This window comes from Streptomyces sp. NPDC057136 (assembly GCF_042670885.1).
GTDB lineage: Bacteria > Actinomycetota > Actinomycetes > Streptomycetales > Streptomycetaceae > Streptomyces.
The window spans coordinates 1-22,557 of the sequence record NZ_JBHUUV010000021.1 but is presented as its reverse complement, the minus strand read 5'-3'; the positions used below and the strand labels follow the sequence as shown (position 1 = coordinate 22,557).

At 68.8% G+C, this 22,557-nt stretch carries 25 protein-coding genes and 1 tRNA gene; 17 read left to right on the top strand and 9 right to left on the bottom strand.

Features of this window, described 5'->3' with window-relative positions:
* The first annotated feature begins 15 nt into the window (after nucleotides 1-15).
* On the top strand, nucleotides 16-1,383 hold the full coding sequence (locus tag ACFT7S_RS23775; protein WP_382735081.1) for an FAD-binding oxidoreductase: 1,368 nt from the start codon (nucleotides 16-18) through the stop codon (nucleotides 1,381-1,383).
* An 11-nt stretch (nucleotides 1,384-1,394) separates the two neighbouring features.
* Here ACFT7S_RS23775 and ACFT7S_RS23770 read toward each other — a convergent pair whose 3' ends face one another.
* A complete protein-coding gene (locus ACFT7S_RS23770) occupies nucleotides 1,395-1,877 on the bottom strand; it encodes an SsgA family sporulation/cell division regulator (RefSeq protein ID WP_382735079.1) in 483 nt (160 codons plus the stop codon).
* A 225-nt stretch (nucleotides 1,878-2,102) separates the two neighbouring features.
* On the opposite strand from ACFT7S_RS23770, the gene ACFT7S_RS23765 reads away from it, so the two are divergent.
* Entirely contained in the window at nucleotides 2,103-3,692 is a 1,590-nt protein-coding gene (locus ACFT7S_RS23765; protein ID WP_382735077.1) for an RDD family protein, read from the top strand.
* A gap of 90 nt (nucleotides 3,693-3,782) precedes the next feature.
* Nucleotides 3,783-4,448, top strand: a complete 666-nt coding sequence (locus ACFT7S_RS23760; RefSeq protein WP_382735075.1) for an RDD family protein — start codon at nucleotides 3,783-3,785, stop codon at nucleotides 4,446-4,448.
* Between the two features lie 32 nt (nucleotides 4,449-4,480).
* On the opposite strand, the gene ACFT7S_RS23755 is transcribed toward ACFT7S_RS23760, so the two are convergent.
* Nucleotides 4,481-4,804, bottom strand: a complete 324-nt coding sequence (locus tag ACFT7S_RS23755) for a hypothetical protein (RefSeq protein ID WP_382735074.1) — start codon at nucleotides 4,802-4,804, stop codon at nucleotides 4,481-4,483.
* Nucleotides 4,805-5,174: 370 nt separating this feature from the next.
* Between ACFT7S_RS23755 and ACFT7S_RS23750 the strand changes: the two genes are divergently transcribed.
* A complete protein-coding gene (locus ACFT7S_RS23750; RefSeq protein ID WP_382735072.1) occupies nucleotides 5,175-7,577 on the top strand; it encodes an immune inhibitor A domain-containing protein in 2,403 nt (800 codons plus the stop codon).
* A gap of 123 nt (nucleotides 7,578-7,700) precedes the next feature.
* Entirely contained in the window at nucleotides 7,701-8,048 is a 348-nt protein-coding gene (locus ACFT7S_RS23745) for a hypothetical protein (RefSeq protein ID WP_382735070.1), read from the top strand.
* 42 nt (nucleotides 8,049-8,090) lie between these two features.
* Here the strand turns inward: ACFT7S_RS23745 and ACFT7S_RS23740 are convergent, their stop codons facing one another.
* Together ACFT7S_RS23740 and ACFT7S_RS23735 are read right to left on the bottom strand one after the other, a co-directional pair.
* Nucleotides 8,091-8,687, bottom strand: a complete 597-nt coding sequence (locus tag ACFT7S_RS23740) for an isochorismatase family protein (RefSeq protein ID WP_382735068.1) — start codon at nucleotides 8,685-8,687, stop codon at nucleotides 8,091-8,093.
* A gap of 148 nt (nucleotides 8,688-8,835) precedes the next feature.
* Nucleotides 8,836-10,164, bottom strand: coding sequence for a nicotinate phosphoribosyltransferase (locus ACFT7S_RS23735; protein WP_382735066.1), 1,329 nt, complete (start codon nucleotides 10,162-10,164; stop codon nucleotides 8,836-8,838).
* A gap of 89 nt (nucleotides 10,165-10,253) precedes the next feature.
* Here ACFT7S_RS23735 and clpS point away from each other — a divergent pair, with 89 nt between their 5' ends.
* The 7 genes from clpS to ACFT7S_RS23700 all read left to right on the top strand — a co-directional run bounded on the left by clpS (nucleotide 10,254) and on the right by ACFT7S_RS23700 (nucleotide 15,120).
* Complete coding sequence (gene clpS / locus ACFT7S_RS23730; RefSeq protein WP_031100168.1) at nucleotides 10,254-10,562, top strand: ATP-dependent Clp protease adapter ClpS; 309 nt, start codon at nucleotides 10,254-10,256, stop codon at nucleotides 10,560-10,562.
* Between the two features lie 48 nt (nucleotides 10,563-10,610).
* On the top strand, nucleotides 10,611-11,195 hold the full coding sequence (locus tag ACFT7S_RS23725; RefSeq protein WP_382735064.1) for a DUF2017 domain-containing protein: 585 nt from the start codon (nucleotides 10,611-10,613) through the stop codon (nucleotides 11,193-11,195).
* A 330-nt stretch (nucleotides 11,196-11,525) separates the two neighbouring features.
* The gene (locus ACFT7S_RS23720; protein WP_382735062.1) at nucleotides 11,526-12,956 is read left to right on the top strand and encodes an amino acid permease; all 1,431 of its coding nucleotides are present in this window, start codon (nucleotides 11,526-11,528) and stop codon (nucleotides 12,954-12,956) included.
* A 114-nt stretch (nucleotides 12,957-13,070) separates the two neighbouring features.
* Entirely contained in the window at nucleotides 13,071-13,493 is a 423-nt protein-coding gene (locus tag ACFT7S_RS23715) for a Mov34/MPN/PAD-1 family protein (protein ID WP_382735060.1), read from the top strand.
* Between the two features lie 173 nt (nucleotides 13,494-13,666).
* Complete coding sequence (locus tag ACFT7S_RS23710; RefSeq protein WP_382735057.1) at nucleotides 13,667-13,795, top strand: putative leader peptide; 129 nt, start codon at nucleotides 13,667-13,669, stop codon at nucleotides 13,793-13,795.
* Nucleotides 13,796-13,891: 96 nt separating this feature from the next.
* The gene (locus tag ACFT7S_RS23705) at nucleotides 13,892-14,170 is read left to right on the top strand and encodes a MoaD/ThiS family protein (RefSeq protein ID WP_382735055.1); all 279 of its coding nucleotides are present in this window, start codon (nucleotides 13,892-13,894) and stop codon (nucleotides 14,168-14,170) included.
* Nucleotides 14,170-15,120, top strand: coding sequence for a PLP-dependent cysteine synthase family protein (locus ACFT7S_RS23700; RefSeq protein WP_382735053.1), 951 nt, complete (start codon nucleotides 14,170-14,172; stop codon nucleotides 15,118-15,120). Before ACFT7S_RS23705 ends, ACFT7S_RS23700 begins: the two co-directional genes overlap by 1 nt.
* Before the next feature lie 238 nt (nucleotides 15,121-15,358).
* On the opposite strand, the gene ACFT7S_RS23695 is transcribed toward ACFT7S_RS23700, so the two are convergent.
* Entirely contained in the window at nucleotides 15,359-15,820 is a 462-nt protein-coding gene (locus tag ACFT7S_RS23695; RefSeq protein ID WP_382735051.1) for a type II toxin-antitoxin system PemK/MazF family toxin, read from the bottom strand.
* 191 nt (nucleotides 15,821-16,011) lie between these two features.
* Here ACFT7S_RS23695 and ACFT7S_RS23690 point away from each other — a divergent pair, with 191 nt between their 5' ends.
* A complete protein-coding gene (locus ACFT7S_RS23690) occupies nucleotides 16,012-16,764 on the top strand; it encodes an MBL fold metallo-hydrolase (RefSeq protein WP_382735049.1) in 753 nt (250 codons plus the stop codon).
* Between the two features lie 86 nt (nucleotides 16,765-16,850).
* Here ACFT7S_RS23690 and ACFT7S_RS23685 read toward each other — a convergent pair whose 3' ends face one another.
* Both ACFT7S_RS23685 and ACFT7S_RS23680 read right to left on the bottom strand, forming a co-directional pair.
* The gene (locus ACFT7S_RS23685; RefSeq protein ID WP_382735047.1) at nucleotides 16,851-18,113 is read right to left on the bottom strand and encodes a PTS transporter subunit EIIC; all 1,263 of its coding nucleotides are present in this window, start codon (nucleotides 18,111-18,113) and stop codon (nucleotides 16,851-16,853) included.
* Nucleotides 18,114-18,374: 261 nt separating this feature from the next.
* The gene (locus ACFT7S_RS23680) at nucleotides 18,375-19,685 is read right to left on the bottom strand and encodes a PTS transporter subunit EIIC (protein WP_382735046.1); all 1,311 of its coding nucleotides are present in this window, start codon (nucleotides 19,683-19,685) and stop codon (nucleotides 18,375-18,377) included.
* A gap of 221 nt (nucleotides 19,686-19,906) precedes the next feature.
* Here ACFT7S_RS23680 and ACFT7S_RS23675 point away from each other — a divergent pair, with 221 nt between their 5' ends.
* The 4 genes from ACFT7S_RS23675 (at nucleotide 19,907) to rdgB (ending at nucleotide 22,106) form a co-directional block, all read left to right on the top strand.
* Nucleotides 19,907-20,140: a glucose PTS transporter subunit EIIB gene (locus tag ACFT7S_RS23675; RefSeq protein WP_173313430.1), complete on the top strand. Its 234-nt coding sequence runs from the start codon at nucleotides 19,907-19,909 to the stop codon at nucleotides 20,138-20,140.
* A gap of 96 nt (nucleotides 20,141-20,236) precedes the next feature.
* A complete protein-coding gene (gene rph, locus ACFT7S_RS23670) occupies nucleotides 20,237-20,974 on the top strand; it encodes a ribonuclease PH (protein ID WP_382735043.1) in 738 nt (245 codons plus the stop codon).
* Nucleotides 20,975-21,076: 102 nt separating this feature from the next.
* On the top strand, nucleotides 21,077-21,472 hold the full coding sequence (locus tag ACFT7S_RS23665; RefSeq protein ID WP_382735041.1) for a hypothetical protein: 396 nt from the start codon (nucleotides 21,077-21,079) through the stop codon (nucleotides 21,470-21,472).
* Nucleotides 21,473-21,503: 31 nt separating this feature from the next.
* The gene (gene rdgB, locus ACFT7S_RS23660) at nucleotides 21,504-22,106 is read left to right on the top strand and encodes an RdgB/HAM1 family non-canonical purine NTP pyrophosphatase (RefSeq protein WP_382735039.1); all 603 of its coding nucleotides are present in this window, start codon (nucleotides 21,504-21,506) and stop codon (nucleotides 22,104-22,106) included.
* Between the two features lie 69 nt (nucleotides 22,107-22,175).
* Here rdgB and ACFT7S_RS23655 read toward each other — a convergent pair.
* Nucleotides 22,176-22,259: transfer RNA gene (locus tag ACFT7S_RS23655), tRNA-Leu, on the bottom strand.
* Nucleotides 22,260-22,304: 45 nt separating this feature from the next.
* Nucleotides 22,305-22,557, bottom strand: a 253-nt coding sequence (locus ACFT7S_RS23650) for an HNH endonuclease (RefSeq protein WP_382735037.1), incomplete at its 5' end; no start/stop codon positions are given.

Genomic DNA, 22,557 nt, shown 5'->3' with positions numbered 1-22,557 from the left:
TGCCAGTCTTGGATCATGGAAGATCTTCTCGAACAGCTGCGCGCCGGTCTGCCCGCCGAGGCACTGATCACCGACCCCGACGCCACCGCCTCGTACGCCCACGACATGGCGAGCTTCTGCGACGCGGGCACGCCCGCCGTCGTCGTGCTCCCGCGCACGGTCGAGCAGGTCCAGCACGTCATGCGCACGGCGACGGCCCTGCGCGTCCCGGTCGTCCCGCAGGGCGCGCGCACCGGCCTGTCGGGGGCGGCCAACGCCTCCGAGGACTGCATCGTGCTGTCCCTCGTGAAGATGGACCGGATCCTGGAGATCAGCCCGGTCGACCGGATCGCCGTCGTCGAGCCGGGCGTCATCAACGCTGTGCTGTCGCGCGCCGTGAACGAGCACGGTCTGTACTATCCGCCGGACCCCTCCAGCTGGGAGATGTGCACCATCGGGGGGAACATCGGCACCGCCTCCGGCGGACTGTGCTGTGTGAAGTACGGAGTGACCGCCGAGTACGTACTCGGCCTGGACATCGTCCTCGCCGACGGACGCCTGCTCACCACCGGCCGCCGCACCGCCAAGGGCGTCGCCGGATACGACCTCACCCGGCTCTTCGTCGGCTCCGAGGGCAGCCTCGGGATCGTCGTCAAGGCCGTCCTCGCGCTGAAGCCGCAGCCGCCGCAGCAGCTCGCCCTGGCCGCGGAATTCTCCTCCGCGGCAGCGGCCTGCGACGCCGTCTGCCGGATCATGGAGCGCGGCCACACCCCGTCACTCCTCGAACTGATGGACCGTACGACGGTCCGCGCCGTGAACGCGATGGCCAACATGGGGCTCCCCGAAACCACCGAGGCGCTGCTGCTCTGCGCCTTCGACACCCTGGACCCGGCCGCCGACCTGGCCGCCGTGGGGGAGCTGTGCACCGCCGCCGGAGCCACCGAAGTGGTCCCCGCCGAGGACGCCGCCGAGTCGGAGATGCTGCTCCAGGCCCGCCGGATGTCGCTCACCGCCCTGGAGACCATCAAGTCCGCCACGATGATCGACGACGTGTGCGTACCGCGCTCGAAGCTCGGCGCGATGCTCGACGGGACCGCCGCCATCGCCGAGAAGTTCGGCCTCACCATCGGCGTCTGCGCCCACGCCGGTGACGGCAACACGCACCCCGTCGTCTGCTTCGACCACACCGACGCCGACGAGTCCCGCCGGGCCCGCGAGTCGTTCGACGAGATCATGGCCCTCGGCCTCGAACTGGGCGGCACCATCACCGGTGAGCACGGCGTCGGCGTACTGAAGAAGGAGTGGCTCGCCCGGGAACTGGGTGAGGTCGGCATCGAGGTGCAGCGCGGCATCAAGGCCGCGTTCGACCCGCTGGGACTCCTCAACCCGGGCAAGCTCTTCTGACGCCCGTGCCGTCACACCTCACCGTCCTGGAACGGGGACTCGTCGGAGGACCACGGGTCGCTCAGCCACAGGTCGTCGGCAGGCAGCGGCGCGAGCAGCTCGGCGAGCGCCTCGTCGAGACCCAGCCGCTCGGTCTCCGTGCCCGGCGGCACCACGTGCAGCGTCCGCTCCACCCAGGCGGCCACGGCGGCGGACGGCACCTCCAGCAGGGCGTTGCCGTCGGGCGATGTCAGGGCGACACTGATGACGTTGTGCTCGTCGGTCTTCGTCGGCCAGATCCGTACGTCCCCGTGCCCGCACGGCCGGAACACACCCTCCACCAGGAGCTCGCGCGCGAACGTCCAGTGCACGGGTGCCTCGGAGCCGATGTGGAACGTGATGTGCACGGCGTACGGGTCGGCGGTGCGGTAGCTGAGCCGGGCGGGGACGGGGATGGAGCGCTCGGGCGACAGGACAAGCTTCAGTTCCAGCTCGCGTTCCACGACGTTCAGCATGAGAGTGCACGACCTTCCGGTGCTCGGTGGCCGGTCCCATGACCGGCCCGCACAAGGAGAGAGCGCCCTCCCTGCCACCTATTACGCGACTTCACAAAAAAACTTCAGATGTTCCCGGAAGAAGGTCCAAACGCCGGGACCGGCCCGGGGCGGGCGACCGTCTGATAGATGTGGACCCTTGTACAGACGGTCTGAGACCTCGAAGAGAGATACGGGACCACGGTGATGAGCGCGCCAACCCCGGCACCCGGTGACGACAGCCCCCGCGAGGGGTACTACCCCGACCCGTCCATTCCCGGTTACGTCCGGTACTGGAACGGCGCTTCGTGGGTTCCCGGTACGAGTCGGCCGGCGCCGCAGCAGGGCGAGGCAGCCCCCGCGCCGCCGCCCTCCGAGGCGGCTGCCGCACCGGGGCAGCGGACGGCTTCGGTGGAGGAGACCGGGCCGGTCTTCTTCGACGACGTCGACGAGGTCGACGAAGTCCACGGAACCGACGGCGGACCGGGGCCCGGTGGCCGGCCGGCCACCGGCAACCGTTCCGAGGCGGCGCCCACCTGGCAGGCCGACACCTCCCGGCAGACCGGCTTCGGCGGAGACCGCGACCGCCGCGTCTCCTGGGGGGGCGGCCAGGCGGCCCAGGGCGCTCCCGACGCACGTACCCCCGCCGACCGCGCACCCGCCGACCCCCGCAGGCCCGCGGCGCAGGACCCGACCGGCGGCGCGCTGCCCGGCATGCGGGACGGCAGCGCCCCCGTCCCCGACGGCACCATGGCCATCCGGTCCGACCGGCCCGCGGCGGACGCGGGACGCCCGCCGTCCGACGGCACGGTCACGATCCGCGCCATAGGAAGCCAGGGCGGCCAGGGCGGCCAGGGAAGCGGCGCCAGGCCGAACCGGGCGCGCGACACCGGACCCGCGCCCGCCGACGAGACGATGACGATCCGCACGGTGGGCCCCGGCGCCACCCCGCAGACCCCCGCCCCGGCCCCTGCCCAGCGCCAGGCGCCACCCGAGGCGGCGCAGCCCCCCCAGGCGGCCCGCAACCAGGCCCACAACCAGGCCCCCGCACCCACCCCCGCGCAGGCCCCCGCCCCCGTACCCCCGGCGCTCCACACGCCCCTCACGCCCGGCCCCGGCGGCGGCTCGCCCTCCTGGGCCCAGCAGGTGCACCAGCTCGCCCAGCCCGAGCAGGCGGCGCGCCCTCCGCAGCAACTCCAGCCTCAGCAACCCCAACAGCATCAGGGACAGCAGGCCGCCCGGCCCGACCAGCCCGTCGTGCCCTGGAAGCCGCCCGTCGACGACCACTTCCAGCAGCTCGCCCGCGCCCAGACCTCGGCCAGGCCCGCCGGGCTCGGCAAGCGGTTCGCCGCCCGGCTCCTCGACACCGTCGTACTCGGCGCGGTCGTCGGTGCGGTCGGATTCCCGCTCGTCACCCAGGCCATGGACCACATCGACGAGAAGATCGAAGCCGCCAAGCAGTCCGGCGAGACGGTCACCGTCTGGCTGGTGGACTCCACGACGGCCGGTCTGTTCGGCGGGGTGCTCGGCGCCTTCCTCGTCCTCGGCTTCCTCCTGGAGGCGCTGCCCACCGCCAAGTGGGGGCGCACGCTCGGCAAGAAGCTCTGCGGCCTGGAAGTGCGCGACATCGAGTCCCACGGCCCGCCCACCGTGGGCGCCGCGCTGCGCCGCTGGCTCGTCTACGGGGTGCTCGGCATCCTCGCCGTCGGCGTTCTCAATGTGCTGTGGTGTCTGATCGACCGTCCGTGGCGCCAGTGCTGGCACGACAAGGTGGCGCGCACCTTCGTTTCGGGCTGACGCCCCGTCGGCTGCCCCGGTGGCCCCGCCCCTTCCCCCGAACGCACCTGAGCCGTTGCGGGCGGGGGTGGGCCGGGGTGCACTGCCCCCATGAGTAACGACCAGCCGACGCCCGGCCAGCCGCCCGAGGACGACGATCCGTTCCTCAAGAAGCCGCAGGAGCCGACGCCGCCGTCCGGGGATTCTCCCTACGGCAGCGGGCCGCCTCCGCCGCCTCCGCCGCCGTACGATCCGGGTCAGTACGGCGGTCAGCACGGGGGAGTCGACCCGCTGGCCGGGATGCCGCCGCTCGGTGAACCGGGCAAGCGGATTCTGGCGCGGCTGATCGACTTCCTCATCATCTCGATCCCGCTGTATCTGGTCTCGCTGCCCTTCGGAGGCGCGGTCGACGTCACGAACGACAACGGAGACGAGGACTTCTCCTCTGCCTTGAGCAACTCGTACACCGGGCACCAGCTGCTCTGGTCACTGATCGGCCTCGTGGCCTACGTCGCGTACGACACGTATCTGACCCAGAAGGACGGCCGGACGCTCGGGAAGCGGCTGCTGAAGCTGCGCGTCGCGATGCTCAACGACGGCCGCGTACCGGACACCAGCTCCGCGCTGATGCGCGCGGTCGTGCTGTGGCTGCCGGCGCTGCTGTGCTGCCCGTGCCTGTGGTGGCTGATCAACATCGTGCTGATGTTCACGGACAAGCCCTACCGGCAGGGCCTCCAGGACAAGGCGGCCAAGACGGTGGTGGTGACCGTCCAGTAGGGCTCGTGGCGCGCGTCGCGCGTCCGACACGCTCAGCGGCGCAGCGAGTGTTCCTCGACGCGCTCGGCCGGGCGTTCGGCCGAGCGGGCCGCGGGGACCCTCGCCGAGATCCCGTCGAGCGCCTGTCGCGTACGGGTGGCGGCCGAAGGCGTCGCCGTCCCGGTCGTCCGTGCCGTCTTCGTACGCTTCGGCAGGGGCACGGTCACGGCCACCAGCAGACCGAGCGCGAGCGCCGCGGTGCAGACGACTGCCACGCCGACGAGTGAACTCGTACGGGAGAGCAGCAGCATGGCGAGGGTCGAGAAGACGACGGTGACCGAACCGTAGGAGAACTGTGCGGCAGTCGGATGCGGCATGGCGGTATCCGTCCTCGGGACGTCGGTTGGGGCAGTCTCTCAACACGGTCGCACTGTCAAGCGACTCTATGACGGTGGATGCCCGAGCAGAACGAGTAGTAAGCGTGACCTAACCCACGGTGCCGAGGCACGGGGGGCGCACTGGGTCACATTCCTCGTCAGCATGCCGTTCCGACGCGCCCGTTGCGGTCCGATGAACGTCCGGATACCGGAAAGAGGCTCCTGCATAGTGCAGTTGGTCTGTTCAAGTCAAGGTCTGTCTTTTCTTCCGTAACTCCGATCGAATGTCGTCACTTGTGACGCGTTTACGCGCGCGGCCCTTCAGTAACCCCCTGGCCGCGGACGCGGGCGCTGGGGAGGACTGCATCAAGTGACCACTAAGAGACGTGCGCTTCGCGCCACCGCGGTTGTCGTGGCCTTGGCCGCGAGCGCCGCTACGGCGTCGGTATTCGCCACCGCCCAGGCAGACGAGCAGAGCTCGGGCTCGAGTGCTTCCATCATCGACCGCCGTGACCCGGCGGCACCGGCGAAGGGGCAGGACCACGACCTGGAGGGACCCTTCAGCGAGCAGCAGGACGCACAGCGTCAGGCCGCACTGGACCAGGTCATCTCCGGGGACAAGAAGGTCTCGAACCGCAACGGTTCCAAGGTCGTCAAGCTCGACGACAAGAAGTACGTCGAGCTCGGCCGCGAGAAGACCGACAAGATCTTCACCATCCTGGTGGAGTTCGGCGACCAGGTCGACGACACCACCATGTTCGACCCGGACGGCGACGGTCCCAAGCCGCCCGTCAAGAAGTTCGGCGGCACGCCCGGCCCGGCGCACAACCGGATAGCCGAGCCCGACGAGGCGAAGGACAACAGCACCGCCTGGAAGGCCGACTACAACCAGGCGCACTTCCAGGAGCTGTACTTCGGCGAGGGCAAGGGCGTCGACTCGCTCAAGACCTACTACGAGAAGACCTCCTCCGGCCGCTACTCGGTCGACGGCCAGGTCTCGGACTGGGTCAAGGTCCCGTACAACGAGGCCCGTTACGGTTCCAACTACTGCGGCAACAGCAACTGCGCCAACGTGTGGGACACGGTCCGTGACGGCGTCAACGCCTGGGTCGCCGACCAGAAGGCCAAGGGCCGCACCCTCGAGCAGATCAAGACGGACCTGGCGCAGTACGACCAGTGGGACCGTTACGACTTCGACGGTGACGGCAACTTCAACGAGTCCGACGGCTACATCGACCACTTCCAGCTGGTTCACGCCGGCGAGGACGAGTCGGCGGGCGGCGGTGCCCAGGGCACCGACGCGCTGTGGGCGCACCGCTGGTACGCGTACGGCACCAACGCCGGTGCGACCGGCCCGGCCAACAACAAGGCCGGTGGCGCCCAGATCGGTGACACGGGCATCTGGGTCGGTGACTACACCGCGCAGCCCGAGAACGGCGGCCTGGGCGTCTTCGCCCACGAGTACGGCCACGACCTCGGCCTCCCGGACCTGTACGACACCTCCGGCGGCGGCGAGAACTCGGTCGGCTTCTGGTCCCTGATGTCGGCGGGCTCCTGGCTCGGCACCGGCACAGGTGAGATCGGCAACCTGCCGGGCGACATGACCGCCTGGGACAAGCTCCAGCTGGGCTGGCTCGACTACGGCACCGCCAAGGCGGGCAAGAGCTCGCTGCACAAGCTGGGTGTGTCGGCGTACAACACCAAGGACAAGCAGGCGCTGGTCGTCGAGCTCCCCGAGAAGGCCGTCACCACCTCTGTCACGAAGCCCGCCGAGGGCTCGAAGCAGTGGTGGAGCGACATGGGCGACGACCTGTCGAACACGCTGACCCGCTCGGTCGACCTGACCGGCAAGTCCGCCGCGTCGCTGGACCTTTCGGGCTGGTACGACATCGAGGCCGACTACGACTACCTCTACACCGAGGTGTCCGAGAACGGCGGTGCCAACTGGACCGCGCTCGACGGCACGGCCGACGGCAAGGCGATCCCGCGTGACGCCAGCGACAAGCCGGCGCTCACCGACGTCTCGGGCGCGTACAAGAAGCTCTCGTACTCCCTGAACGCCTACGCGGGCAAGAAGATCGACCTCCGCTTCCGCTACCAGACGGACGGCGGCGCGGGCGGCAAGGGCTTCACGGCCGACGCCATCACCGTGACCGCGGACGGTGCCGCGCTCTTCACGGACAACGCCGAGGGCGACGACAACGGCTGGACCGTCAAGGGCTTCTCGCGGATCGGTGAGTCGTTCACGAACAACTACCCGCAGTACTACATCGCCGAGAACCGCCAGTACGTCTCGTACGACAAGACCCTCAAGGTCGGCCCGTACAACTTCGGTTTCTCGTCGACCCGTCCCGACTGGGTCGAGCACTACCCGTACCAGAACGGTCTGATGGTGTGGCTCTGGGACAAGTCCCAGAAGGACAACAACACCTCCCAGCACCACGGCCAGGGTCTGATCCTTCCGGTCGACTCCCACGCCAAGCCGATGAAGTGGGCCAACGGCTCGCTGCTGCGTAACAAGATCCAGCCGTTCGACGCTCCGTTCAGCTGGCAGCGGACCGACGGTTTCACGCTCCACAACGCCGACGTGCCGCTGCAGATCAAGCCGTCGCGCGGTGTCCCGGTCTTCGACGACCGCAAGGGCACGTACTGGTACGCGGAGAACCCGACGGGAAGCGTCAAGGTTCCTGACACCAACACCCGGATCTCGATCGTCAGCGAGCCGCGCAGTGGCTCCACGATGACCGTCCTGGTTGGTCCGTCGACCAAGTAGTTCGTATCACCGCAGGTCAAAGCATGATCGGCCGTCGCCCTCTAGCGGGCGGCGGCCGATCGTGTTTAGGTGCGTCTTGGTCAGATCCTTATTGACACGACGTCTCACGGGGGAGCGCGGAACATGGCAGGCGGAGGTTTCTGCAGATTGCCGAACGGCACGGTGGTGGTGGCACTCACCCTGACCCACACGGCCGAGGGGGCGGACCCGGCGGCGCCGGTACGGGTCCTGGTGCACGCGGCCAACCGGGCACGCGCCCTGACCCGGCTGCGCAATCTGGGCCTGCGCGCCGTCTACCTCCGCGGCAACGCCCAGCCGCCCACGCCGGACGAGATCACGGCCGTGCTGCACCACCCGGACGGCCTGCTGTGGAAGGCTCTGCCGCAGACGGGCCAGGAACTCTGGCGCCCGATCCGGGCCCTGCTGAGACCGAGCGGCGGCTACGCGGGCCCGGTCCGCCCGGCCGCCTGAGAGCTGTCCGGGCGGCTGTCCGGGCGGCAGCCCGGGGGCCGCTCAGACAGCCGGCTGGACCACCGGCTTGCCGGAGAGCTCCACGCCCGCCGTACGGAGCTCCGTCAGGGCCCGCTCGGTGGTCCCCTCGGCGACCCCGGCGGTCAGATCCAGCAGGACGTGCGTGGTGAATCCCTCGCGGGCCGCGTCGAGCGCCGTCGCCCGGACGCAGTGGTCGGTCGCGATACCGACCACGTCGACCTCGGTGACGGACCGGTCCCGCAGCCACTGGGCGAGGCCGACACCGTTCTCGTCGACGCCCTCGAAGCCGCTGTACGCCGCGGCGTGCGCACCCTTGTCGAAGACGGTGTCGATGGCGCCCGAGGCGACGGCAGGGGCGAAATTGGGGTGGAAGCCCACCCCCTCCGTACCGGCGACGCAGTGCACGGGCCAGGAGTGCTCGAAGTCGGGCCGGTCCGAGAAGTGCTCGCCCGGGTCGACATGGTGGTCCCGGGTGGCGACCACATGGCGGTATCCGGCCTGGGCCTCACCGATCAGGTCGGTGATGGCGGCGGCGACATCGGCGCCTCCCGCCACCGCGAGGCTGCCGCCCTCACAGAAGTCGTTCTGAACGTCCACGACGATCAACGCGCGGTGCATGGCGGGTGTCCTTCGGTGGGGGAGAAGTGCGACGGCCGGGCCGGTTGGGGATGCCATCGAGCCTAGAGACTCCGGCCCCACAATCAAGCCCGTCCGGAGATTGAGGACAAAGCGGTGCTCGGACGACCCGGGCATCACCTTGCGCCATTCACACGTACTCGGTGGGGATCACCGGCTCGCCGCGCGACAGCTGGCCCGCCGACATCGGCAGACCCTCGCGGGCGGCGATGTGCCGGACCCGGGCCGCCTCCAGCGGTTCGCGCGCGATGACCTCGCCGTCCCGCACCAGTTCCACCAGGAGCTGCCGGTCGGCCAGCTCCGCCGGAACCGGGCAGGTGCCGATCACCTCGGCCTCGGCCACCCCGTGCTCGTCCAGCCGGCGCGCGGCCCACTTGCGGCCGCCCACCGAGGTCTTGCCACCCAGCGACTTCTTGGCGACCGAACGCAGCGGGTCCGCCGGGTCGGCGGAGCCGGCGCGGGCGACCAGCTTGTAGACCATCGAGCAGGTGGGGTGGCCGCTGCCCGTGACCAGCTGCGTGCCCACCCCGTAGGCGTCGACCGGGGCCGCGGCGAGCGAGGCGATGGCGTACTCGTCCAGGTCGGACGTCACCACGATCTTCGTCCCGGTCGCGCCCAGCTCGTCCAGCTGCTGCCGCACCCGGTGTGCGACCAGGAGCAGGTCCCCGGAGTCGATCCGTACGGCCCCGAGCTCCGTACCGGCGATCTCCACCGCCGTACGGACCGCCTCGGTCACGTCGTACGTGTCGACGAGCAGGGTCGTGTTCCGGCCGAGGGAGTCGACCTGGGCCTGGAACGCGTCGCGCTCGGTGTCGTGGAGCAGGGTGAAGGCGTGGGCGCTGGTGCCCACGGTCGGGATGCCGTACCGGAAACCCGCCGCCAGGTCGGACGTGGTGTCGAAGCCGCCGATGTATGCGGCGCGGGCCGATGCCACCGCGGACAGTTCGTGCGTGCGGCGGGCACCCATCTCGATCAGCCCGCGGCCGCCGGCCGCAGCCGACATCCGGGAGGCCGCGGCGGCGATCGCCGAGTCGTGGTTGAGGATGGAGAGGATCACCGTCTCCAGCAGCACGCACTCGGCGAAGGAGCCCTCGACCCGCAGGATCGGCGAGCCGGGGAAGTACACCTCGCCCTCCGGGTAGCCCCAGATGTCGCCGCTGAAACGGTAGTCGGCCAGCCATGCGAGGGTCGGCGCGTCCACGACGTTCCGGTCGCGGAGGAAGGTCAGCATCTCGTCGTCGAAGTGGAAGTTCTCCACCGCGTCGAGCACCCGCCCCGTTCCTCCGACCACGCCGTAGCGCCGCCCCTCGGGCAGCCGCCGGGTGAATGCCTCGAACACCGAGTGCCGGTCCGCCGTGCCGGACTTCAGTGCGGCCTGCACCATCGTGAGCTCGTACTGGTCGGTGAAGAGTGCGGTCGACGGCACACCGACCCGTCGCCCAAGGTCCGCTGAGTTCATGACACGGATGCTACCCCCTATTTCGTCAAAGTGACGAGATGTAGGGTCCGTTTGTGCGATGAGCCCTCCCGAGTGGCAGCATGGGGTAGGTGAGCGTTGCTGCCCCCGTAGAGATCGAACGTCCCGAATCGGCCGAGGAGACCTTCGCCGTCCCCGAGCCCGACGTCCCCTGGGTGACGCTGGTGCACAACGACCCGGTCAACCTCATGAGCTACGTGACCTATGTCTTCCAGGCGTACTTCGGCTACTCCAAGGACAAGGCCCACAAGCTGATGCTGGACGTCCACCAGAAGGGCCGCGCCGTCGTCTCCAGCGGAAGCCGCGAGGAGATGGAGCGCGACGTCCAGGCCATGCACGGTTACGGCCTCTGGGCGACGCTGACCCAGGACCGCAACTAGCCTCGTCGCCGACCCCGCCCCTCCTTCCGCCCCACCATCGGAGAATCCATGGCCGGCCATTTCGAGGCCACCCCTGGCGGCGGCGCGGCCGTCGCGCTCGACGAGGTCGAGATCGCCATCCTGCGCTCCCTCGCCGTCCAGCTGCTGGAACTGATCGGCCCGGGTGACGCACCCGCCGAGGGCGAGGACCCCCTCGCCGCCCTCTTCGCCGAGGGCCCCAGCGAACCGCCGTCCGACCCCGCCCTGGCCCGGCTCTTCCCCGAGGCGTACGGGGACGAGGACAAGGAGCTGCGCGAGGCGTCCGCCGAATTCCGCCGCTTCACCGAGAACGACCTGCGCACCCGCAAGCGCGACGACGCCCTCACCGTCGTCAGGACCCTGGACTCGCTCTCGCCCGTCGGGGACGGCGGCGCCGTGCTGAGGCTCACCGCCGAGGAGTGCCACAACTGGCTGGGCGCCCTCAACGACCTCCGGCTGACCATCGGCACCCGTCTGGACGTCTCCGACGAGGACGGCGCCGAGGAGGGCTCGCTCTACCGCCTTCCCGACAGCGACCCGCGCAAGCCGATGGTGTTGGCCTACCTCTGGCTCGGCGCCCTCCAGGAAACGCTCGTCGAAACACTGATGTCCTAGGGCCTGCCCGGCCTCTCGTTCGGGTCAGACCCAGGTGTTCGCTCAACGGACGCTCAAATCCGAATAACGATCGCGTCACCTGAATGGCCTTTTTTGCTGCACCTGGAAACGCTTGTCCGCTTTTTCCTGTGGCGTGCACCACACAATGACTCCTGGGCCCCCCGGGCAAACGTGATAAATCTTCACGACCGCCCGGGGACGCCACCCCTGTTCCCGGGGGCGCTACAGACCGGCCGAACGCCGGCGGCACTCCATCCATATCCGGGGGGATCAGGACCTGATCCGTAGCCTGCGAAGGCGCGGATCGGCGTGGAGAAAGGCGCATCACCCATGACATCGGCGCAGGTCGACAAGGGGCACGCAGGGCAGGAGCCCGCGAATGCCGAAACAACGGGCGAGGGATACCAGCGCGGACTGGGAGCCCGGCAGATCCAGATGATCGCCATCGGCGGAGCCATTGGAACCGGGCTCTTCCTGGGCGCGGGCAAGGCCATCGACCGGGCGGGACCCAGCCTCATCCTGGCCTACGCCATCGCGGGCCTGGTGATCTTCTTCATCATGCGGTCCCTGGGTGAACTCCTCATGTACCGCCCGGTGTCGGGCTCGTTCTCGGAGTACGCCCGCGAATTCATCGGCCCGTTCTTCGGGTTCGTGACCGGCTGGACGTACTGGCTGTTCTGGGTCGTCACCGGAATCACCGAGGTCACCGCGGCCGCCACCTACATGACGTACTGGTGGGACATTCCCCAGTGGCTGTCCGCGCTCGTATTCACGGTCATTCTGTACGGCGCCAACCTGATCTCCGTGAAGCTCTTCGGAGAGCTTGAATTCTGGTTCTCGATGGTCAAGGTCACCGCGATCATCGGCATGATCCTGATCTGCGCCGGCGTCCTCACGATCGGCTTCTCCGACGCCGCGGACACCGCCACCGTCGCCAATCTCTGGAACGACGGCGGATTCTTCCCCGAGGGCATCGGCGGCACGCTGATGACCCTCCAGATCGTGATGTTCGCCTTCCTCGCCGTCGAACTCGTCGGCGTCACCGCGGGCGAGTCCAAGGACCCGAAGACCGTCCTGCCCAAGGCCATCAACACCGTGCCGTGGCGCATCGCCGTCTTCTACGTCGGCGCGCTGATCATGATCCTCTCCGTGGTGCCGTGGAGCTCGTTCAAGCCGGGCGTCTCCCCGTTCGTCGCCGCCTTCGAGCAGATGGGCCTCGGCGTCGGCGCCGCCATCGTCAACTTCGTCGTCCTCACCGCGGCGCTCTCCTCCTGCAACTCCGGCATGTACTCCACCGGCCGCATGCTGCGCGACCTGGCACTCAACGGCCAGGGCCCCAAGTCGTTCACCAAGCTGACGAAGAACGGCCTCCCGCTGGTGGGTACCACCTTCTCCGCCGCACTGATGCTCGTCGGCGTCTGGATCAACTACCAGTGGCCGGGCGACGCGTTCAACTACGTCGTCTCCTTCGCGACCATCTCCGGCATGTGGGCCTGGATCATGATCCTGGTCTGCCAGATCCGCTACCGCGCCAAGGCCGACCGCGGCGAGCTGCCGCAGTCCACCTTCAGGGCCCCCGGCGCCCCCTTCACCAGCTGGTTCGCGCTCGCCTTCATCGGCCTCGTCATCGTCATGATGGCCGTCGACAAGGACGCCAGGATCTCGCTGTACTGCGCCCCGCTCTGGGCCCTGATCCTCGGTGTCTCCTACCTGGTGCTCAAGGCCCGCAACCCCGAGAACACCGCCTTCGTGAAGCGCTGACCCCGCCCGAAGGCCTTCCCGGACGCCCGGCCGCCCCAACGGCCCCGTCCACCATGTGGGCCCGCCCGTACCACTCCCCGGTACGGGCGGGCCCTCATGCATATCCTGAGCGCCATGCTGACCCTTACCCAGGCGCTGTACGACCAGATCGTCGCGCACTCCCGCGCAGACCACCCCGACGAGGCGTGCGGCGTGGTCGCGGGCCCGGCCGGAACGGGCCGCGCCGAACGCTTCATCCCCATGCTCAACGCCGCTCGCTCGCCCACGTTCTACGAGTTCGACTCGGGCGACCTGCTGAAGCTCTACCGCGAGATGGACGACCGCGACGAAGAGCCCGTGATCATCTACCACTCGCACACGGCGACCGAGGCCTACCCCTCGCGCACCGACCTCACGTACGCCAACGAGCCCGAAGCCCACTACGTCCTCGTCTCCACCGCGGACACCGACGAAGCGGGCCCCTTCCAGTTCCGCTCGTACCGCATCGTCGACGGCGAGATCACGGAAGAGGACGTCAAGGTCGTCGAGGCGTACTGAGCCGGTTCCTGACTCCCGGACCCTCCAGGAGCGTCATCTCCCGGCCCGGGAACGGGAGTCAGAAACGACCTGCCGCCTGCTCATCGCGACCGGTGTCCATCCAGTGAACACATATCGTCCACCATCCGAGATCACACTCGGGTTTCCCGGGTGGGAATCGATACGATGACCGCATGGTTCTCCATGACGTGAGCGACAAGACGCCGGGCATGCTGCTCGTCGCGCGGCTGCACGTCGACCTGTGCAGGCTGTCCAGCGCGATCTGTCCCGGCTGCAGCCTGCCCGCGAGCCGCACGGTCTGAGCCGCGGCCCGAGCGCCACCCACACGCCCCACCCCCTGCGCGGGGCAGAAACGCGCGCCCCACGCCACCTCTCCGCTTCCGACAGGAGCCCACGCCATGGCCATCGAGGTCCGCATCCCGACCATCCTCCGCACCTACACCGCCGGCGCCAAGGCGGTCGAGGGCACCGGGGCGACCGTCGCCGACCTGTTCGCCGACCTGGAGAGCCGCCACACCGGCATCCGCGAGCGCATCGTCGACGGCGGCGAACTCCGCCGCTTCGTGAATGTGTACCTCAACGACGAAGACGTCCGCTTCCTCGACGGCATCGACACGAAGCTGGCCGACGGCGACAACATCACCATCCTCCCGGCCGTCGCCGGCGGCATGCGCTGATGCGGTACGACTCCCCGCTGGAGGCCGTGGGCAACACGCCCCTGGTCCGCCTGCCCCGGCTGTCCCCGTCCGACGACGTACGCATCTGGGCCAAGCTGGAGGACCGCAACCCCACCGGCTCGATCAAGGACCGCCCCGCGCTCCACATGGTCGAGCAGGCGGAGAAGGACGGCCGGCTGACCCCCGGCTGCACGATCCTCGAACCCACCAGCGGCAACACCGGCATCTCGCTCGCCATGGCGGCCAAGCTCAAGGGCTACCGCATCGTCTGCGTCATGCCGGAGAACACCTCGCAGGAGCGCCGCGACCTGCTCACCATGTGGGGCGCCGAGATCGTCCCGTCCCCGGCGGCTGGCGGCTCCAACACCGCCGTCCGCGTCGCCAAGGAACTCGCGGCCGAGCACCCCGACTGGGTGATGCTGTACCAGTACGGCAACCCGGACAACGCGGGCGCCCACTACGCGACGACCGGCCCGGAGATCCTCGCGGACCTCCCGTCCATCACCCACTTCGTGGCCGGCCTCGGCACGACGGGCACGCTCATGGGCGTGGGCCGCTACCTGCGCGAACAGGTCGAGGGCATCAAGATCGTCGCCGCCGAGCCGCGCTACGACGACCTCGTCTACGGCCTGCGCAACCTCGACGAGGGCTTCGTCCCCGAGCTGTACGACGCCTCGGTCCTCACCACCCGCTTCTCGGTCGGCTCGGCCGACGCGGTCACCCGCACCCGCGAACTCCTCCAGCAGGAGGGAATCTTCGCGGGCGTCTCCACGGGCGCTGCCCTGCACGCCGCGATCGGCGTCGGAAACAAGGCCGTGAAGGCCGGCGAATCCGCCGACATCGTCTTCGTCGTCGCGGACGGCGGCTGGAAATACCTGTCGACGGGCGTCTACACGGCCCCCACGACAGAAGCAGCCATCGAAACCCTGCAGGGCCAGCTCTGGGCGTAACCCGCACCTCGCTCAACGCCGGACGGGCTGGTCCTCAAACGCCGGACGGGCTGGTCCTCAAACGCCGGACGGGCTGAAATCCCAGCCCGTCCGACGCTTGCTTCCCAGCCAGTCCGGCGTTTGAGGACAGCCCTTGGAGCCCGTCCGGCGATTGAGGACTTCGGGAAGGGGCGCGGTGGGGAAGAGGCCCGCCGCAGGCGCCCCACCCGCACCGCCCCCGCACCCCACCCCGCCCACCTCACCGCGCCCCACGAACCCGCGCCCACACCCCCGGGTCCACCGCGCCCACCTTCCGCCGGAACCCCCGCACCGCCACCCTCCGCGTCTCGTCCGGCTCCAGATAGCTCAGCCGCCCCTGCGCATCCCCCACCGTCCCCGGCGGCAGCGCGATCACCCCGGGCCGCTCCGCATGGTGCCTGCTGGTGATCTTGGCGACGACGGCCGTCCCACGCCGTACCGACAGCACGAGACACGGCCGGTCCTTCGACCCGGGCCCGTCCTCGTACGGCACCTCCGCCCACCAGATCTCGCCCGGCCGAGGCAGCTGCCCGGCCCCGCGCCGCGGACCCGCCGGCCGGCCCGGCGGACGAGTCCGCCCACCCGGACGGCCCCGGCCACTGCGCACCCGGCCGTCCACCACCGCCACTCCCAGTGCGAGCAGTACGACCGCGGCAAGCGCCACCCACCAGGACGTGTTCATACGAACGACCGTACCGGCGCCTTCCATCGAACCGGTGACAGTGCAGGTGAGTTCCCCCACAACGGCAGGCCTCGGAGGAGCGACCAGGTGTTTCGCGCCTTACGCTCGACGAACCGTTCAACGCACTGCTCACCGCACCGCAGGAACCGCACGAACCCTCCCCGTTCCCACGTCTCGGAGGTTCACGCTCCATGAAGCTCACCGTCGTCGGCTGCTCCGGCTCGTTCCCGTCCGCGGGTTCGGCTTGCTCGAGCTACCTCGTAGAGGCCGACGGCTTCCGGCTGCTCCTCGACATGGGCAACGGCGCCCTCGGCGAGCTGCAGCGCCACGTCGGTCTCTACGACCTCGACGCGATCTTCCTCAGCCATCTCCACGCCGATCACTGCATCGACATGTGCGCGTACTTCGTGGTGCGCTACTACCGGCACGACGGCGGACGCCCCTCCTCCATCCCGGTGTACGGCCCCGACGGCACCGAACAGCGGCTGACCACGGCCCACGCCGACACCCCGTCCGAACGGGCGATGAGCGAGGTCTTCGACTTCCACACGCTCAAGTCGGGATCGTTCGAGATCGGCCCCTTCTCGGTGCGTACGGAGAAGCTCTGCCACCCCGTCGAAACCTTCGGCATCCGCATCGAGCACGGCGGCCGGACGCTCACGTACTCCGGCGACACCGGCCCCTGCGAGGCCCTGGACGAACTCGCCGAGGGTGCGGACCTGTTCCTGTGCGAGGCGTCGTTCGTCGACGGCAAGGAAGACATCCCGGACCTCCACCTCAACGGCCGTGAGGCCGGCGAGCACGCCGCGCGCGCAGGTGCGGGGCGCCTCGTCCTCACCCACATCCCGCCGTGGACGGACGCCGCCCGCAACGTGGCCGACGCCCGCGAGGCGTACGACGGCCCGGTCGAGCTGGCAGCCCCGGGCGCGGTGTACGAGGTCTAGGGCCCCAGGCCCTGTCGCGGCATGCACGAGGCCCCCACCTTCCGCCGGGAAGGTGGGGGCCTGCGTCACATCTGCCGGACCCGGGCTTACGCCTTGGTCAGGTCCTCGACCTCTTCCTCGGGCTCGCGGCCCGGGGTGGTCAGGTTGAACTTGGTGATGGCGAAGCGGAAGAGCACGTAGTAGATCGCTCCGAAGACCAGACCGATCGGGATGATCAGCCAGGGCTTCGTCGCGAGGTTCCAGTTCAGCCCGTAGTCGATGAGACCGGCGGAGAAGGTGAAGCCGGTGTGCACACCGAGCGCCCAGGTGACGGCCATCGAGATGGCGGTCAGGACCGCGTGGATCGCGTACAGCGCCGGGGCGATGAACATGAACGAGAATTCGATCGGCTCGGTCACACCGGTGACGAACGAGGTCAGGGCCAGCGACATCATCATGCCCATGACCGCCTTGCGGCGCTCCGGGCGGGCGGAGTGGGCGATGGCCAGGGCCGCGGCCGGGAGACCGAACATCATGATCGGGAAGAAGCCCGACATGAACATGCCGGCGGAGGGGTCACCCGCGAAGAACCGGTTCAGGTCGCCGTGGACGACCTCGCCGGCCGCGTTGGTGAAGTCACCGAGCTGGAACCAGGAGACCGTGTTCACGAACTGGTGCATGCCGACCGGGATCAGCGCGCGGTTGATCAGGCCGAAGAGGCCGGCGCCACCGGCACCGAGGCCGGTCATCCACTCGCCGAAGCTGGAGATGCCCTCACCGATGGGCTCCCACACCAGGCCGAATATGACACCGACGAGGGTGCCGACGAAGGCCATGATGATCGGGACGAGGCGGCGGCCGTTGAAGAAGCCGAGCCAGTCGACCAGCCTGGTGCGGTGGAACTTCTGCCACAGCACGGCCGCCAGCAGACCCATGATGATGCCGCCGAGGACACCGGGGTTGTTGTACGTCGCGGCGACGTCGACACCCTTGTTCGCCGTCGTGTTGACGACGGCGTCGGTGACGGGGAACGCGGTGAGCACGTTCTTGTAGACCAGGAAGCCGACCAGGGCGGCCAGCGCGGTCGAACCGTCGGCCTTCTTGGCGAAGCCGATGGCCACACCGATGCAGAACAGCAGAGGCAGGTTGGCGAAGACCGCGTCACCGGCGGTGGCGAAGACCGTGGCGACCTTGCCCCAGCCGAGGCCGTCGGCCCCGAAGACATCGGGCTGGCCGGCGCGGAGCAGAAGCCCCGCCGCAGGCAGCACGGCGATCGGCAGCTGGAGGCTGCGTCCCACCTTCTGCAGGCCCTGGAACAGGCCGGAGCCCCGCTTCTTCGCGGGGGCCGCCGAAGCGGTGGCCGTACTCATCAACTTCCTCCATTGGCAAGGCGCCGCCAGGGACAGGTTTTCTTGGGGGCGACGACTCAAGGAACGCGGCGGGTCAGTGCCACGTGGTCTGGACCACTCAGTGGTGTAGACCAGTTTTAGCACGGTGAAGGTTAGATAAGGAACCTTCAAATTCCCCCTAATTCGCAGTAGTGCATCCAGCACCCTCAGTGACACGACGAAGGCCCCCGGACCGTACGGTCCGGGGGCCTTCGTGGGGCCGGGCGCGAAGCCCGGCACGGCCTACTTCGTGAGATTCTTCTCGATCTCTTCCTCGATCTCGTCGGGCTCACGCCCGGGGGTCTGGAGATTGAACTTCGTGATTGCGAACCGGAAGATCACGTAGTACACGACGGCGAAGGCCAGGCCGATCGGAATGATCATCCATGGCTTGGTCGCCAGGCTCCAGTTGATGACGTAGTCGATCAGACCCGCCGAGAAGCTGAAGCCGTCCTTCACTCCGAGCCCCCACGTCACCGCCATCGAGACGCCGGTGAGGACCGCGTGGATCACGTACAGCAAGGGCGCGACGAAGAGGAACGAGTACTCGATCGGCTCGGTGATGCCGGTCACGAACGAGGTCAGACCGACCGAGACCATCATGCCGCCGACCGCCTTGCGCCGGTGCGGCTTCGCGCAGTGGTAGATCGCCAGCGCCACGGCCGGCAGTGCGAACATCATGATCGGGAAGAAGCCCGTGGTGAACTGACCGGCAGTCGGGTCGCCCGCCAGGAACCGGTTGATGTCACCGTGCACGACCGTGCCGTCCGGCTTGGTGTAGTCACCGAACTGGAACCAGACGAACGTGTTCAGGAACTGGTGTAGGCCGAAGACGAGCAGTGCACGGTTGGCAATGCCGAAGATGCCCGACCCCACCCAGTCCAGGTCCACCAGCCATTCGGAGAAGTCGACCAGGCCGTCACCGATCGGCTGCCACACCCAGGCGCACAGGGACGCGAGGGCCAGACCGACGAACGCCATGATGATCGGGACGAGCCGGCGTCCGTTGAAGAAGCCCAGCCAGTCGACCAGCTTGACCCGGTGGTACCGCACCCAGAACCAGGCCGACAGCAGGCCCATGACGATGCCACCGAACACGCCGGGGTTCTGGTACTCGGCCGCCGTCACCGTTGCGTCTCCGTCGACGCAGGTGCCGAACCACGTGCCGCCCGACGTGAACGTCGAACCCGGGGCGCAGTCCACCGGGAACGCGTGCAGCACCGCGTAATAGACGAGGAAGCCGGTCACCGCCGCGAGCGCCGTCGAACCGTCCGACTTCTTCGCCATACCGATGGCGACACCGACGCAGAACAGCAGAGGCAGACCCAGTCCGGAATCGAGCAGCGCGCCACCCGCCGCCGCGAACACCTTGGCGACATTGGTCCAGCCCAGGCCGTCGGCGCCGAAAACGTCCGGCTGGCCGAGCCGGTTGAGGATGCCCGCCGCCGGCAGGACCGCGATCGGCAACTGGAGGCTGCGGCCCATCTTCTGCAGTCCCTGGAAGAGGCCGTTCCACCACTTCCGTTCTGGCACTGCTGCGCTGCTGGAGCTCATCGGCATCCTCCCGGAACACGCCTGGTTTGGCGGTTGTTGCAAACTGGTGTAGACCAGTCGCGGTACGGTGCGGAGCCCGCTCGGAAGACAGGGCGCCGGCGATCGTCATCCTTCGCGATCAGCCGGATACACGCCTGCGAAGTTGGGCCAACCGTGCGTTACCGTGACGAAACGGACCCATGGTGGGCCGCTAACAGCACGCAAAGACCAGGGAGTAGGACATGGCCAGCAAGGCTGAGAAGATCGTCGCCGGGCTCGGCGGCATCGAGAACATCGACGAGATCGAAGGCTGCATCACCCGCCTCCGCACCGAAGTCCACGACGCCAGCAAGGTCGACGAAGCCGCTCTCAAGGCCGCCGGAGCCCACGGCGTCGTGAAGATGGGCACCGCCATCCAGGTCGTCATCGGCACCGACGCCGACCCCATCGCCGCAGACATCGAAGACATGATGTGACCCGCTGACACCGGCTCACCCCACCGGCCGCCGCCCCCTGCCCCAGGGAACGGCGGCCGGTCCCGTACCCACACGTACGACCATTAGGCTTCCCCCATGTCTCGCATCGACGGCCGCACCCCCGAACAGCTCCGCCCCGTCACCATCGAACGCGGATGGAGCAAGCACGCCGAAGGATCCGTACTCATCTCCTTCGGCGACACCAAAGTCTTCTGCACCGCCTCCGTCACCGAAGGCGTCCCGCGCTGGCGCAAGGGCAGCGGCGAAGGCTGGGTCACCGCCGAATACTCGATGCTGCCCCGCTCGACCAACACCCGCGGCGACCGCGAATCCGTACGCGGCAAGATCGGCGGCCGCACCCACGAGATCAGCCGGCTGATCGGCCGCTCCCTGCGCGCCGTCATCGACTACAAGGCACTCGGCGAGAACACCATCGTCCTGGACTGCGACGTCCTCCAGGCCGACGGCGGCACCCGCACAGCCGCCATCACCGGCGCCTACGTCGCCCTCGCCGACGCCATCGCCTGGGCCCAGACCAAGAAGATCATCAAGGCCGGCCGCAAGCCACTGACCGGCACCGTCTCCGCCATCAGCGTCGGCATCGTCGACGGCACCCCCCTCCTCGACCTCTGCTACGAGGAGGACGTCCGCGCCGACACCGACATGAACGTCGTCTGCACCGGCGACGGCCGCTTCGTCGAGGTCCAGGGCACCGCCGAGGCCGAGCCCTTCGACCGCAAGGAACTCAACGCACTCCTCGACCTCGCCACCGCGGGCTGCGAGAATCTCACCGCACTCCAGCTCGAAGCCCTCGCCCGTACCCTCGGCGAGTAAAGAAGCAACCAAAAACGCACCACACAGCGTCGGTACGAGTACGGGCGCACGGGTCGAACCGTGCGCCCGTCCACGTATCAACCCCCGGGGAGGGACCGCACCATGGCCACGCGCCACCACCGTCACCACCGCATCGCACTCGCCGTCACGGCCACCCTGCTGACCCTCACCACGGCCGTCGGCTGCAGCGCCCTCGACAAGGCACTCGACTGCGTCCAGACCGCCGACGCGATAGCCACCAGCGTCGGCAAGCTCGAACAGGCCGTCTCCACCGCCGCCGACGACCCGACTCAGGCGTCCGAAGCCCTGGACGAGATCGACAAGGAACTGAAGAACCTCGGCGACAAGACCGACAACGCCGACCTCAGCAAGGCCGTCGACGACCTCCAGACCGGCGTAACCAACGTCCGCGGCTCCATCGAATCCGGCGACGCCACCCCCGACATCAGCCCGGTCACCGACGCCGCCACCGAGATCGGCAAGGTCTGCACCCCGTAGGGACCCCGCTCCACCCGGCGATAATCGAGTCATGACCCGCCTCATCCTCGCCACCCGCAACGCCGGGAAGATCACCGAACTCCACGCGATCCTCGCCGACGCAGGTCTCACCCACGACCTCGTCGGCGCGGACGCGTACCCCGACATCCCCGACGTCAAGGAAACCGGCGTCACCTTCGCGGAGAACGCCCTCCTCAAGGCCCACGCCCTCGCCCGCGCCACCGGCCACCCGGCGATCGCCGACGACTCCGGCCTCTGCGTCGACGTACTCGGCGGCGCCCCAGGAATCTTCTCCGCCCGCTGGGCCGGCACCCACGGCGACGACAAGGCCAACCTGAACCTGCTCCTTGCCCAACTCGCCGACATCGACGCCCCCCACCGCACGGCCTACTTCGCCTGCGCGGCAGCCCTGGCCCTCCCCGACGGCACGGAACGCGTGGTCGAAGGCCGCCTCCTGGGCACCCTGCGCCACACCCCGTCCGGCACGAACGGCTTCGGCTACGACCCGATCCTCCAGCCGGACGGTGAGACGCGGACGGCCGCGGAACTGACCCCGGTGGAGAAGAACGCGATCAGCCACCGGGGCAAGGCGTTCCGGGCACTGGTGCCGGTGGTGCGGGAGCTGGTGGGCTGACACCTTCTGCGTACGCCACAGGCCCGGTTCAACAAGGGCATGAGCCGTGAACCGGGCCTGTTCGTAAAGTGCGCGAGGAGGGACTCGAACCCTCACGCCACTAGGACACTGGTACCTAAAACCAGCCTGTCTAACCAATTCCAGCACTCGCGCGCGCGTCGGCAGTCTACAAGGGGACGGCGCGTACGCCAGAAGGAGCTAATCGGCGACCGTTTTGGTTCGGCGCCGGTTGCGACACCATGTGTCGGTCAGTGCATGGCAATTCGGGCACAGATAGCGCAGATTTTCAGCCCGGTTGTCGAGCCAGTTGCCGTTTACGTGGTCGATCTGGAGCGTCATCGGCTGACCGAGCCACTCGCCGGTGTTGCCGCACGAGGCGCAGTAGTCCGGGACGCCGATCTCCTGGAGTCTGATATCCGACAAGATGCGGAACGGCCCGCACCGCGTCTCC

What these genes read in the sequence shown, in the direction of transcription:
- rdgB (WP_382735039.1), top strand. Translation starts at nt 21,504, where the DNA reads ATGACCCGCCTCATCCTCGCCACCCGCAACGCCGGGAAGATCACCGAA.
- ACFT7S_RS23685 (WP_382735047.1), bottom strand. Translation starts at nt 18,113, where the DNA reads ATGAGTACGGCCACCGCTTCGGCGGCCCCCGCGAAGAAGCGGGGCTCC.
- ACFT7S_RS23675 (WP_173313430.1), top strand. Translation starts at nt 19,907, where the DNA reads ATGGCCAGCAAGGCTGAGAAGATCGTCGCCGGGCTCGGCGGCATCGAG.
- ACFT7S_RS23715 (WP_382735060.1), top strand. Translation starts at nt 13,071, where the DNA reads ATGCTGACCCTTACCCAGGCGCTGTACGACCAGATCGTCGCGCACTCC.
- ACFT7S_RS23765 (WP_382735077.1), top strand. Translation starts at nt 2,103, where the DNA reads ATGAGCGCGCCAACCCCGGCACCCGGTGACGACAGCCCCCGCGAGGGG.
- ACFT7S_RS23735 (WP_382735066.1), bottom strand. Translation starts at nt 10,164, where the DNA reads ATGAACTCAGCGGACCTTGGGCGACGGGTCGGTGTGCCGTCGACCGCA.
- ACFT7S_RS23755 (WP_382735074.1), bottom strand. Translation starts at nt 4,804, where the DNA reads ATGCCGCATCCGACTGCCGCACAGTTCTCCTACGGTTCGGTCACCGTC.
- ACFT7S_RS23700 (WP_382735053.1), top strand. Translation starts at nt 14,170, where the DNA reads ATGCGGTACGACTCCCCGCTGGAGGCCGTGGGCAACACGCCCCTGGTC.
- ACFT7S_RS23690 (WP_382735049.1), top strand. Translation starts at nt 16,012, where the DNA reads ATGAAGCTCACCGTCGTCGGCTGCTCCGGCTCGTTCCCGTCCGCGGGT.
- ACFT7S_RS23665 (WP_382735041.1), top strand. Translation starts at nt 21,077, where the DNA reads ATGGCCACGCGCCACCACCGTCACCACCGCATCGCACTCGCCGTCACG.
- ACFT7S_RS23775 (WP_382735081.1), top strand. Translation starts at nt 16, where the DNA reads ATGGAAGATCTTCTCGAACAGCTGCGCGCCGGTCTGCCCGCCGAGGCA.
- ACFT7S_RS23695 (WP_382735051.1), bottom strand. Translation starts at nt 15,820, where the DNA reads ATGAACACGTCCTGGTGGGTGGCGCTTGCCGCGGTCGTACTGCTCGCA.
- rph (WP_382735043.1), top strand. Translation starts at nt 20,237, where the DNA reads ATGTCTCGCATCGACGGCCGCACCCCCGAACAGCTCCGCCCCGTCACC.
- ACFT7S_RS23720 (WP_382735062.1), top strand. Translation starts at nt 11,526, where the DNA reads ATGACATCGGCGCAGGTCGACAAGGGGCACGCAGGGCAGGAGCCCGCG.
- ACFT7S_RS23770 (WP_382735079.1), bottom strand. Translation starts at nt 1,877, where the DNA reads ATGCTGAACGTCGTGGAACGCGAGCTGGAACTGAAGCTTGTCCTGTCG.
- ACFT7S_RS23725 (WP_382735064.1), top strand. Translation starts at nt 10,611, where the DNA reads ATGGCCGGCCATTTCGAGGCCACCCCTGGCGGCGGCGCGGCCGTCGCG.
- ACFT7S_RS23740 (WP_382735068.1), bottom strand. Translation starts at nt 8,687, where the DNA reads ATGCACCGCGCGTTGATCGTCGTGGACGTTCAGAACGACTTCTGTGAG.
- ACFT7S_RS23760 (WP_382735075.1), top strand. Translation starts at nt 3,783, where the DNA reads ATGAGTAACGACCAGCCGACGCCCGGCCAGCCGCCCGAGGACGACGAT.
- ACFT7S_RS23680 (WP_382735046.1), bottom strand. Translation starts at nt 19,685, where the DNA reads ATGAGCTCCAGCAGCGCAGCAGTGCCAGAACGGAAGTGGTGGAACGGC.
- ACFT7S_RS23705 (WP_382735055.1), top strand. Translation starts at nt 13,892, where the DNA reads ATGGCCATCGAGGTCCGCATCCCGACCATCCTCCGCACCTACACCGCC.
- ACFT7S_RS23745 (WP_382735070.1), top strand. Translation starts at nt 7,701, where the DNA reads ATGGCAGGCGGAGGTTTCTGCAGATTGCCGAACGGCACGGTGGTGGTG.
- ACFT7S_RS23710 (WP_382735057.1), top strand. Translation starts at nt 13,667, where the DNA reads ATGGTTCTCCATGACGTGAGCGACAAGACGCCGGGCATGCTGCTCGTC.